This is a genomic window from Sandarakinorhabdus sp. (genome assembly GCF_040398645.1).
Lineage (GTDB): Bacteria > Pseudomonadota > Alphaproteobacteria > Sphingomonadales > Sphingomonadaceae > Sandarakinorhabdus.
The window spans coordinates 6,574-18,115 of record NZ_JBBATR010000048.1; the positions used below are offsets into that span (position 1 = coordinate 6,574).

Genomic DNA, 11,542 nt, shown 5'->3' on the forward strand with positions numbered 1-11,542 from the left:
CAGGCTCAGGCTCAGGCTCAGGCTCAGGCGGTGCCCGTATTTTGCGCGGCGCACATCAAGCTGTGTTCGACATCCTCACCAACCAGGAAGCGCCATGACCGCCATCAATCGCCGCCGCGCGCTACAGTTTGCCGCTGCCGCCGCCATGCTGGCAGCCCGGCCAGCGGCTGCGGCAGGCCAACCAAATATCATCTTTGTGCTGGTCGATGATCTGCGCTGGGACGAGTTTGGTGCCGCCGGCCATCCGTGGCTGGAAACGCCCAATATCGACCGTCTGGCCCGCGAAGGCGCGATGTTTACCCAAGCCATTCATGCCATCCCGCTGTGCTCGCCCAACCGCGCAACCTTGCTGACCGGCCAATATCCATCACGCCACGGCGTCACCGGCAATGAAGCGCGCAGCGAACTCAGCCACCGGCTCGACACGTTTCCCCAGGCGCTCAGCGCCGCCGGTTATCGCACCGGCTTCGTTGGCAAATGGCACATGGGCAATGATCCGACGCCGCGCCCCGGCTTTGATTATTGGGTCAGCTTTCCAGGGCAAGGCAAGATCATCGATCCGCCACTTTACGAAGACGGCAAGTTGGCGGTCGCCCCCGGCTATGTCACCGATCTGCTTACCGACCGGGCCATCGGTTTTTTGCAGGCAAGCACCAAGGACAAGCCATTCTTCTTGATGCTGTCGCACAAGGCCATTCACCCCGACAGTGTGCAGCGCAACGACGGCTCGATCGACATGACGGTGCCCGGCGCATTCATCCCTGCGCCGCGCCATGCCGGGCGTTATGCGGCCAAAATCTTCCCGCGGCGCGCCAACTACGTGCCGCCCAATGTCGTGCCGCCGGGCGACAGCCATATTTCGGCGCTGCTGCGGCAGAAATATTCCGCCGAAACGCGCGCAAAGTACGGCGCCGAGATCGATGCCAGCACCTCGGACAAGACCATCCGCGGCCGTTCCGAAATGCTGCTGTCAATCGATGAAGGGCTGGGCCGCCTGTTCAAGCAGCTCGAAACCACAGGCCAGTTGGACAACACGATCATCATTTTTTCGGGCGACAATGGCTTTTTCTATGGCGAACACGGGCTGAGCCAGGAACGGCGATTGCCCTATGAAGAAACGGTCAGGGCGCCGCTGCTGGTGCGCTGGCCGGGCAAGGTGCAGGCCGGGGCGAAGATCGACAGCCTCGTGTCGAGTGTTGACCTCGCACCGACGGTTCTCGATCTTGCCGGCGTCGGCATTGGCCCGCAAGTGCAGGGCATGTCCTTTGCCCCGGCGCTGCTGGGCAAGAAGGGGCCTGAGCGGCAGGCCGCCTATATCGAATATAATGGCGACGAGGTTTTCGATTGGGTCGATAAATCGACCTATCGTGCCGTCCGCACGCGCCAGTTCAAGTTGATCCACTGGGTGCAGGATCCGGAGCGCCGCGAGCTGTATGATCTTGCCGCTGACCCCTATGAAATGACCAACCTCTACGCCGATCCCCGCTATGCGCCGCAACGCGCCGCACTGGAAGCCGAACTGAAACGCCAATCAGCCGCGGCACTGGGGCTTTAGAGCGGTTTCCGGGGGTATGTGAGGAAAGGGCAGGGGCGCCTGATAAGTTCAGCGCGTCATGAAGCCAGTAGCATCCCACGCTGGCTCCCCGGGCAGGATTCGAACCTGCGACCAGTCGATTAACAGTCGACTGCTCTACCGCTGAGCTACCGAGGAACAGCGTGGGAGAGCCCCCTTAGCGGCGTGCACCGGGCTTGCCAAGCGGATTTGCGCCCCAATTGCATCCAGCTGAGTCCAGCCGCCATCAGCTGGCGAACTGTTCCAGGCTGATCCGATCATCCAGCGCATATTCGGGATCGAACATCAATGTCAGGGTGATGGTGCGATCCAGCGCCACGCGCACATGGGTGACATCGCGCACCTCCATCTGGTCGGCCACGGCCGACACCGGGCGCTTGTCAGCCTCGCGCACGACAAATTCGATCACGCTGGCGCCGGGCAGCAGCGCGCCGCGCCAGCGCCGGGGGCGGAACGGCGATATCGGCGTGAGCGCCAGCAGATCGGATTCCAGCGGCAAAATCGGCCCATTGGCGGACAGATTATAGGCGGTGGAGCCAGCCGGCGTCGCCACCAGCACGCCATCGCAGATCAATTCCTCCATGCGGGTTTTGCCATCGATGACGATGCCGATCTTGGCGGTCTGCCGGGTTTCGCGCAGCAGCGACACTTCGTTGATGGCCGGAAACGACACGCTGCCGCCCGCCGCCGTGGTGGCGGTCATCAACAGCGGATTGAGCGTGAACTGCTTGGCGGCTGCAACCCGGGCCAGCAGGTCGTGGCTGCGAAAATCATTCATCAAGAAACCCACCGTGCCGCGGTTCATGCCGAACATCGGCTTGGGATCTTTCAGTTGCAGCGCTTCGTGCAGGCAGTGCAGCAAGAAGCCATCACCGCCCAGCGCCACCACCACATCGGCATCACGCACCGGCACAAATTTGTGCCCCGCCCGCAGCCTTTCGGCCGCAGCGCCGGCAACATGGCTTTCGGAGGCCAGCAGCGCGAGTTTCATGCCCGGATATTCCTCCCGATTGCCGGCGTTTCAGCCGCCGGTCAGGCTCATGTGCCGCGCCACCGCTGGCTGGGCACCGCGCCGATCGATCACGAAATCATGGCCCTTGGGCTTGCGCGCGATGGCTTCGTCAAGCGCGGCGTCCAGCGCCGCCTGGCTGCCGGCCATATTGCCGTTCAAATCACCGCCCATATTTGCCCTGCGCAGCACGGACCGCAGATCGGCCTGATCGTCCTGCCCCAGGCACATGTACAATTGCCCGGTGGCGGTCAGCCGCACGCGGTTGCAGCTTTCGCAGAAATTGTGCGTTAGCGGCGTGATGAAGCCCAGCTGCAAGCCCAGTTCTGCCACGTGCACATAACGGGCCGGCCCGCCGGTGCGGTGCGGCAGATCGGTGAGCGTGTAACGCTGCGCCAGATCGCGGCGCACGCGCGACAGCGGCAGATATTGGTCCATGCGGTCTTCGTTGATCTCGCCCAGCGGCATGGTTTCAATGAGCGTCAGATCGTGCCCGCCAGCAGCGGCGAACTGCATCAAGGCTTCGATTTCATCGGCATTTTCATGCGCCAGCGCCACGGTGTTCAATTTCACCTTGAGGCCGGCAGCGGTGGCGGCGGCAATGCCCTCCAGCACTTGGCCCAGCCGGCCCCAGCGGGTGATGCGCGCGAATTTTTCCGCATCCAGCGTGTCGAGGCTGATGTTGACGCGGCGCACCCCGGCGTCGAACAGGCTTTGCGCATGGCGCGCCATCTGGCTGCCATTGCTGGTGAGGGTGAGCTCATCCAGCGCGCCGGTCTTGAGGTGACGGCCCAGGCTGCGCACCAGATCGATGATGCCGCGCCGCACCAGCGGTTCACCGCCGGTCAGCCGGATCCGCCTGGTGCCGCGCCGGATGAAGGCCGACGCCAGCACATCGATTTCCTCAAGGCTGAGCACCTCGGCCTTGGGCAGGAACACCATGTCTTCGGCCATGCAATAGACACAGCGAAAATCGCAGCGATCGGTGACCGACACCCGCAAATAGCTGATCGCGCGGCCATAACGGTCCACCAGCGGTTCCGCAGCGGGCAAGGTGGCAGGCAGATCAGCAATCATTGCGTGCAGCCTGTGGCAGGCGCGGCCAGCTTGGCAAGCGATTTTGCCCGGCGCCATGCCCGACAGAGCGGATTAAGCATATGTTACGTGCATTGCCGGATGTAATTTCGGCAGATTTGGCGTAGGATTGGAACCAACAGGCAACCAAAGCGTTTTCCTATGTTTTCCGATTCCGAACCAGTGTTGATCGTGTCGCCGCGCTATGCCGATGATCTGGCGGCGATGACAGTCGCGGCCGGTCAGCTGCCGCGCATCGAACGCCGCCCGGATGTGGCTGCGGCCCGGTTTGCCGCCGAACCGATGCGCGTGGTTGTCGTGGATGCGCGCGGCGCCTTGACCGCTGGGCTTGCGGCGGCGCGGGCGCTGGGGCCCTTGGTGGACGCCCGGCGCGGCGCGATGCTGGTGCTGCTGTCACGCGGGGACGTGGACGCCGCCGGCGCTGCCAACGAAGCCGGTGCGACATCGGTGATGGCAGCGCCCTTTGGTTCCGACACCTTCGCCAATGCGCTGGCGCTGGCTGGCCGGCATGCGGCGCGGCTGGCTGTGGCAGCGGCAGCGCCGGCGGTAGCCGGCAGCATTGATGCCGATAGCCTGACCGGTCTTGCCAGCGGCGATCGGGTGCAGCGCTGGCTGGCCGAGCAGCGCGCCGCCGGGCAGCCCGCCGGGGTGATTGTGGTTGGCGTCGGCCGTTTTGCGCAAATCAACAGCAGCCATGGCCGCGATGTTGCCGATCGGCTGCTGGCCGCGATTGGCCGCCGGCTGGCGCCGATTGCCGATGCCGATTTGTGCAAAGGCGAGGTGCGTTTGCTGGGCCGGCTGACGGCGGCAGAATTTGCCGTGGGCGTATCAGGCGCGGCGGCCGCACCCGGCATTGACCGTCTGGCTGCGCTGCTGCTCGCCGGGTTCGAACGGCCGTTTGCGGTGGATGATCGCGTCATCCATGTCTCGGGCCGGGCAGGCGTTGCCTGGGATGATGGCCGCATGGCAGGGGAGCCCAGCGCCGTTGCCGTTGGCCTGCTGCGCGAGGCGGCGATTGCCCTGGCCGATGCCCGCAGCCGCGAACCGGGCGCCGTGGCGCGTTTTCGGGACGACACGGCGGCGGCAGCATTGGCGCTGCGCGTCGATCTGGAATCGGATTTGTTCCGCGCGCTGGACGATGGCGATATTGTCGTGCTGTTCCAGCCGCTGGTTCGATTGTCGGATGGTGTGATCGGCGGCGTCGAGGCGCTGGTGCGCTGGGACCATCCCCTGCACGGCCGGCTTCCGGCTGCGGTGCTGCTGGAAACGGCGATTTCGGCTGAATTGGCGATCAAGCTGGGCCGGCATATCCGCACGCGCGCCATCTCCCGCGCCGCCGCCTGGACCGGGCGACTGGCGCATCTCAAGCTGTCTTTGAATGTCACCGCGGCCGATCTGGCTGATCCGCAATTTGTCGATACGCTGGCCGTCGATCTTGCCCAGGCCGGATTGTCACCGCACCGGCTGGTCATCGAAGTGACGGAAGAAGCCGTCATTTTCGACATGGACGCTGCCGCCGCCACCCTGTCCCTGCTGCGCCGCGACGGTGTCGGCATTTCGCTGGATGATTTTGGCGCCGGCTATTCCAGCCTGGCGCGGCTGGCGCGCTTGCCGGTGGACACGATCAAGCTGGACCGCAGCTTTGCCGCTGGCCTGACCGGGTCGGAGCGCGAACGCATCGTTGTGGAAGGCATGATCGCCACCGCGCGCCGCCTTGGCATGGCCGTGGTGGCCGAAGGTGTCGAGGATGATGTGCAACTGGCGGCGGCCCGCGCGGCTGGCTGCGATTGGGTGCAGGGCTTTTGCATGGCACCGCCGCTTGACGAAGCGGAGCTGGCGGCATTTTGCAGCCGCAAGCCAACAGCGACAGTGACCAAGGCAATCAACGCCGCCTGAAGCGCTTTTGCAGCTTCAGCGCCGGCCCAGCCGTGATTTGAACACGTTCGGGCGCACAGGAACTTTGGGTGGGGCCTTGGGCGGCAGCGGCAGTCCAGCCGGTTTTGGCGGAACTTTGGTGGACGGCTTCACGGTCGCACCGCCAGCCAGCTTGGCCAGCGCCGCCGCCACTTGCAGCGCGCCCTTCAGCCGGCCGCGATCATCGCCCCAGTCGGCCGCGATGAACAATTTCAAATCCGGGCGGATCTTGGCGCGCACACCCAGCCGGTCGACATAGGCCATCAGCCCATCGGGATTGGCAAATATATTGTCCCGGAAGCTGATCAGCGCGCCCTTGCGCCCGGCCTCCAGCTTGGCCACCCCCGCCGCCAGACAGGCCAGCTTGATCTCGATCACGCTCAGCAGATTTTCGGCTTCGGTGGGCAGCGGCCCGAACCGGTCGATCATTTCCGCAGCCAGGCCATCGATGGCCGGGCGGCCATCCATCTCGTTCAATCGGCGATACAGCGCCATGCGCACATTCAGATCGGGCACATAATGTTCGGGGATCAGGATCGGCACTTCGGCGGTGATCTGGGGTGAGAACGCTTCGGCCGGCGGCTTCATGCCAGCGGCTTCGGCGCGCGCCTCCAGGATCGCCTCCTCCAGCATCGACTGATAGAGTTCGAAGCCGATTTCCTTGATATGGCCGGATTGTTCATCGCCGAGCAGATTGCCCGCCCCGCGCTGATCAAGATCATGGCTGGCCAATTGAAATCCCGCGCCCAGCGTATCCAATTGGCTGAGCACCTGCAGCCGCTTTTCGGCGCCTTCGGTCACGCTCTGGCCGCTGGCGGTGGTCAGATAGGCATAGGCCCGGCTCTTGCCGCGCCCGACGCGGCCGCGAATCTGATACAGCTGCGCCAGGCCAAAACGGTCGGCACGGTGCACGATCAGCGTGTTGGCCGATGGAATATCCAGGCCGGATTCGATGATCGTCGTGGACAGCAGCACATCATAGCGCTTGTCGTAGAATGCGCTCATCCGCTCCTCGACCACCGAAGGCGCCATCTGGCCGTGCGCGCTGATCGCCTTGATTTCCGGCACATTTTCATGGAGGAATTCCTCCAGATCCGGCATGTCGGCAATGCGCGGGCACACAATGAAGCTCTGGCCGCCGCGATAATGTTCGCGCAGCAGCGCCTCGCGGATCACCACCGGATCAAACGGCATCACATAGGTGCGCACCGCCAGCCGATCGACCGGCGGCGTGGCAATCACCGACATTTCGCGCAAACCCGTCAGCGCCATCTGCAAGGTGCGCGGGATCGGCGTCGCCGTCAGCGTCAGCACATGCACATCGGCCTTCATCCCCTTCAGCCGTTCCTTGTGCACCACGCCAAAGCGTTGTTCTTCATCGACAATCACCAGCCCCAGCCGCTTGAACTCGATGCTTTTGGCCAGCAGCGCATGGGTGCCCACCACGATATCGGCGGTGCCAGCCGCCAGCTCCTCGCGCGCTGCCTTGGCATCATTGGCCGTCACCAGCCGGGACAGGTGGCGCACCTCCAGCGGCAGGCCGGTAAACCGCTCCCGGAAGCTCTGGTGGTGCTGGCGGGCCAGCAGCGTGGTCGGGCACACCACCGCCACCTGCATGCCCGACATGGCGGCGGCATAGGCCGCGCGCAGCGCCACTTCGGTCTTGCCAAAGCCGACATCGCCGCACACCAGCCGGTCCATCGGGCGCCCTGATGTCAGATCGTCCATCACATCGCCGATGGCCTTCAGTTGGTCGTCGGTTTCCGCATAGGGGAAGCGGTCCACAAAGGCCGCCATGCCGTGCGCATCGATGTTCACGGGCTCACCTTCGCGCAGGGCGCGCGCCGCCGCGGTTGCCAGCAATTCGCCGGCAATCTCGCGGATGCGGTTTTTCATCTTGGCCTTGCGCGTGCTCCACGCCACACCGCCGAGGCGGTCCAACCCAACACCATCACTGTCGCTGCCATAGCGGCTGAGCACGTCGATATTCTCAACGGGCACATACAGCTTGTCGCCGCCGTCATAGCTCAGCGCGACACAATCATGCGGCTTGCCGCCAATCGGGATCGCCAGCAGGCCATCGTACCGCCCGATGCCATGATCGCGGTGCACGATCAGATCGCCGGGATTGAGCATGGCCAGTTCGGCCATGAAGGCATCGGCGCGGCGGGCAACCCGCGCCTTGCGCACCAGCCGGTCACCCAGCATATCCTGTTCGGTGAGCAGGTGCAGCGTGCCGCGCGGCTCCGCCAAGGTGAAACCGTGATCGAGCGGCAACACCGTCAGCACGACAGCCCCCGCCGCCGCCTGGCCCAGCGCCTCCTGCCAATGATCGGCCAGGCCAAGTTTCTTCAGGCCTTCGTCCACCAGCAGGCCGCGCAGCCGCTCGCGCGCACCCGCCGAATAGCTGGCCAGCACCACCCGGTCACCCGCCGCCCGCCGCGCTTCGATATGGGCCAGTATCGCGGCATAGACCGGCGGGCCGCCATTGGCCTGTGCCACGCGCTCCGGCGCAAAATCGCGCGCCGCGCCGGCGCCGCAATCAATCGCAAACAGGGTGCCATCGGCGACATCGTGCGGGGAGGCGGCGTGCACCTTGTGCGCCGCCAGCCGCTCCGCCCATTCGCCCGGCGTCAGATACAGCGCCTCGGGGCCGAGCGGGCGGTAACTGCCCTTCTTGGCGCTCAGCGCCGCGACGCGGTTGTCGTGATAATCGGCAATGGCTTCAAACCGGTCAGCCGCCGCGCCTTCGCTGCCATGATCGCGCACCAGCACATCATCGGGGTGCAGCCAATCGAACATCGTCACCAGGCCGGGTTCGAACAGCGGCAACCAATGTTCCATGCCCGCCTGCCGCCGGCCATCGCTCACGGCCTCATAGAGCGGATCGGCGGTGGCCGCCGCGCCAAAGCGGGCCAGCCAGCCGGCGCGAAACGCCTTGATGCGGGCCTCGTCGATCTGCACTTCCGATACCGGCAGCAGATCAAAGCCCTCCGCCGGCCCCAGGCTGCGCTGCGTGGCAGGATCAAAGCGCCGGACGGTTTCAATCTCGTCGCCAAAGAAATCCAGCCGCAGGCCGTGGTCGCTGCCGGCGGTCATCACATCGACCAGCCCGCCGCGCAGCGCATATTCGCCGGGCTCCACGACGGTATCGACGCGCACATAGCCATTGGCCGCCAGTTTCAGCGCCAGCGCGCTGCGATCGATGCGGCTGCCGGGCTTCAGCCGCGCCGACATTTGCGCCACTTGGCCCATCGGCAGCACCCGCTGCGTGATGGCATTCACCGTGGTGACCACCAATTGCGCACCCGCCGGCCGCTCGGTCAGCGCCGCCAGCGCCGCCACCCGGTCCGACGCGCATTTCAGCGATGGCGACGCCCGGTCATAGGGCAGGCAATCCCAGGCCGGCAGCACCAGCACGGCGATTTCGGGGGCAAAATAGGCGGCGGCTTCGGCAATGGCGCGCGCCTGCGCTTCATCGGCCGCAATGAACCAGGCCCGGCCCTTGGCAGCCCGCGCCGCATCAGCCAGCAGCCACGGCAGATAGCCGCCGGCGCAGCGCGCCAGGGTGACAGCACGCGGCGCAGCGATGAAGCGCGGCAGATCAATCAAGCGCGGGCCAGACCAGGAGCGAGTAGGTCACTTGATCACCGTTACATAATCCAGCTTCGTCAGCAGCTTCATCCAGTCATTGTCCAGATGGGCAGGCACTGGCGCGGTGCCGAACGCCCAGGCCATGATATCGACATCCTGTTCCTGCAGCACGATTTCAAACCACGCCATCGCAGCCTCATCAAATTCGGCGTGATGCTTTTCGAAAAAACCGCCCACCACCATGTCGGCCTCTTTCGTTCCGCGATGATCGGCGCGATAGCGCGCGCGGCGCAGGCGCAGGTCCATTGATTCCGGTTCGTTGTCGTTCATGCTCACGCCCACCATCATCAAACAGGTTTGCCGCGCCGGCGTTTCAAACGGCCAGCACGGTGCTATGACACTGGCATAACCATGCGCCCCGAACTCCTCAACCCATTGTTCGCCGAAGTGGACGCGCTTGCCGGTGTCGGGCCGTCGCAGGTGCGGCAACTGGCGCGGCTGAAGCTGACGCGCGCCGTTGATCTGGCCTTTCATCTGCCGGTGATGATGATCGACCGGGTGGCGGTGGACGGCCTGACCGAAAGCCTGATCGGCCAGCCGCTGGTGGTGCCGCTCACCCCGGCGCGGCACGAACGCGGCGGCCCGCGCAGCCCGCTGCGGGTGGCGGCCATCGACCGCGCCGGCCAATGGGTCGATCTGGTGTTTTTCGGCCAAAGCGCGTCGTGGGCGCAAACCCGCCTGCCGATCGGCGTGGAAAAACGCATCATCGGCAAGCTGGATCGCTACGGCCAGAAATTGCAGATTTCGCACCCCGATGTGCAGGCCATGGAGGCGCCGCCGCCGGCTTCGTTGCAGGAGGCGGTCTATCCGCTCACGGAGGGGCTGACCAACCGGCGCATGGCGCAATTGGTGGCGCTGGCGCTGGGCCGGGTGCCGCAGATGCCGGAATGGATCGAGCCATCGGTGGTGGCGCGGCAGGGCTGGGCCGGCTTTGCGGACAGTCTCGGCGCGGCGCACCGCATGGCCGAGGGAAAAGGCAATGGGCGTGACCGGCTGGCCTATGACGAACTGCTCGCCAATCAACTGGCGCTGCTGCTGGTGCGCGCCGACACGCGCAGCCGGCGCGGGCGGGCGCTGGTGGGGACGGGCCGGCTGACGGCGCCGCTGCTGGCCAGCCTGCCGTGGCAATTGACCGGGGCGCAGCGCCGCGTGCTGGGTGAAATCACCGGCGATCTGGCACAGGCGCAGCCGATGCTGCGGCTGCTGCAAGGCGATGTCGGGAGCGGCAAGACGCTGGTCGGGCTGCTGGCGATGTTGACGGCGGTGGAGGCCGGAACGCAGGCCGCGCTGCTGGCGCCGACCGAGATATTGGCGCGCCAGCACCACGCCACGATCAGCGCGCAGGCGGCGGGCCTGCCGGTGCGCATCGCGCTGCTGACCGGGCGCGACAAGGGCAAGGCGCGGGAGGCGCTGCTGGCGGACTTGGCGGCGGGGCGCATCGACATCTTGATCGGCACCCACGCGATTTTTCAGGACACGGTGGCGTATCAGGATCTTGGCCTGATGGTGGTCGATGAACAGCACCGCTTTGGCGTCGCCCAGCGCCTGCTGCTGGCGCAAAAGGCCAAGCTGCCGCCGCATCTGCTGGCGATGACCGCCACGCCGATTCCGCGCAGCCTGGCGCTGACGCGCTTTGGCGAAATGGACCAGAGCATCATCGATGAACGCCCGCCCGGCCGCCAGCCCATCGACACCCGCGTGATGGGCGCCGCGCGGCTGGATGAAGTGACGGCGGCCGTGGCCCGGCATCTGGACGGCGGCGGCCAGGCCTATTGGGTGTGCCCGCTGGTGGACGGCAACGAAAGCGAAGACGAAGCCGCCGCCACCACCCGCGCCGCCTTCCTGAAGGTGCGGCTGGGCGAAGCGCGGGTCGGCCTGGTGCACGGCCGCATGAAGGGGCCTGAAAAAGATGCGGTGATGGCCGATTTCGCCGCCGGCAAGCTGGGGCTGCTGGTGGCGACGACGGTGATCGAAGTCGGCGTGGATGTGCCCAACGCGACATTGATGATCATCGAAGCCGCCGAACGCTTTGGCCTGGCGCAATTGCACCAGCTGCGCGGGCGGGTGGGGCGCGGATCAGGCAAAAGCGTGTGCCTGCTGCTGCGCGGCGATGAATTGTCCGAAACCGCGCGCGAACGGTTGAAATTGCTGCGCGAGACCGGCGATGGCTTCGTGATTGCGGAGGCTGATCTGAAGCTGCGCGGGCCGGGCGAGATTTTGGGCACCCGCCAATCGGGGGAGGAGGCGTTCCGCTTTGCCGATCCGGGCCGGGTGCAGCAATTTGTGACCATGGCGCG

General features: G+C 65.6%; 7 protein-coding genes and 1 tRNA gene. 3 read left to right on the plus strand and 5 right to left on the minus strand.

Annotated elements, in window-relative coordinates:
* The first annotated feature begins 94 nt into the window (after positions 1-94).
* Complete coding sequence (locus ABWP50_RS10410; protein ID WP_353217925.1) at positions 95-1,555, plus strand: sulfatase family protein; 1,461 nt, start codon at positions 95-97, stop codon at positions 1,553-1,555.
* Positions 1,556-1,636: 81 nt separating this feature from the next.
* Here ABWP50_RS10410 and ABWP50_RS10415 read toward each other — a convergent pair.
* The 3 genes from ABWP50_RS10415 to moaA all read right to left on the minus strand — a co-directional run bounded on the left by ABWP50_RS10415 (position 1,637) and on the right by moaA (position 3,659).
* A tRNA-Asn gene (locus tag ABWP50_RS10415) sits at positions 1,637-1,711 on the minus strand.
* An 88-nt stretch (positions 1,712-1,799) separates the two neighbouring features.
* The gene (locus ABWP50_RS10420) at positions 1,800-2,564 is read right to left on the minus strand and encodes an NAD kinase (RefSeq protein WP_353217926.1); all 765 of its coding nucleotides are present in this window, start codon (positions 2,562-2,564) and stop codon (positions 1,800-1,802) included.
* A gap of 30 nt (positions 2,565-2,594) precedes the next feature.
* Entirely contained in the window at positions 2,595-3,659 is a 1,065-nt protein-coding gene (gene moaA, locus ABWP50_RS10425; protein WP_353217927.1) for a GTP 3',8-cyclase MoaA, read from the minus strand.
* 159 nt (positions 3,660-3,818) lie between these two features.
* On the opposite strand from moaA, the gene ABWP50_RS10430 reads away from it, so the two are divergent.
* Positions 3,819-5,573 (plus strand): putative bifunctional diguanylate cyclase/phosphodiesterase, encoded by a 1,755-nt coding sequence (locus ABWP50_RS10430; protein ID WP_353217928.1) that lies wholly within the window; start codon positions 3,819-3,821, stop codon positions 5,571-5,573.
* 15 nt (positions 5,574-5,588) lie between these two features.
* Here ABWP50_RS10430 and mfd read toward each other — a convergent pair whose 3' ends face one another.
* Together mfd and ABWP50_RS10440 are read right to left on the minus strand one after the other, a co-directional pair.
* Complete coding sequence (mfd, locus tag ABWP50_RS10435) at positions 5,589-9,203, minus strand: transcription-repair coupling factor (protein WP_353217929.1); 3,615 nt, start codon at positions 9,201-9,203, stop codon at positions 5,589-5,591.
* Between the two features lie 27 nt (positions 9,204-9,230).
* Positions 9,231-9,533: an FAD assembly factor SdhE gene (locus tag ABWP50_RS10440; protein ID WP_353217930.1), complete on the minus strand. Its 303-nt coding sequence runs from the start codon at positions 9,531-9,533 to the stop codon at positions 9,231-9,233.
* Positions 9,534-9,596: 63 nt separating this feature from the next.
* On the opposite strand from ABWP50_RS10440, the gene recG reads away from it, so the two are divergent.
* Positions 9,597-11,542 (plus strand): ATP-dependent DNA helicase RecG (gene recG / locus ABWP50_RS10445; protein ID WP_353217931.1); only part of this gene is annotated, 1,946 nt, incomplete at its 3' end.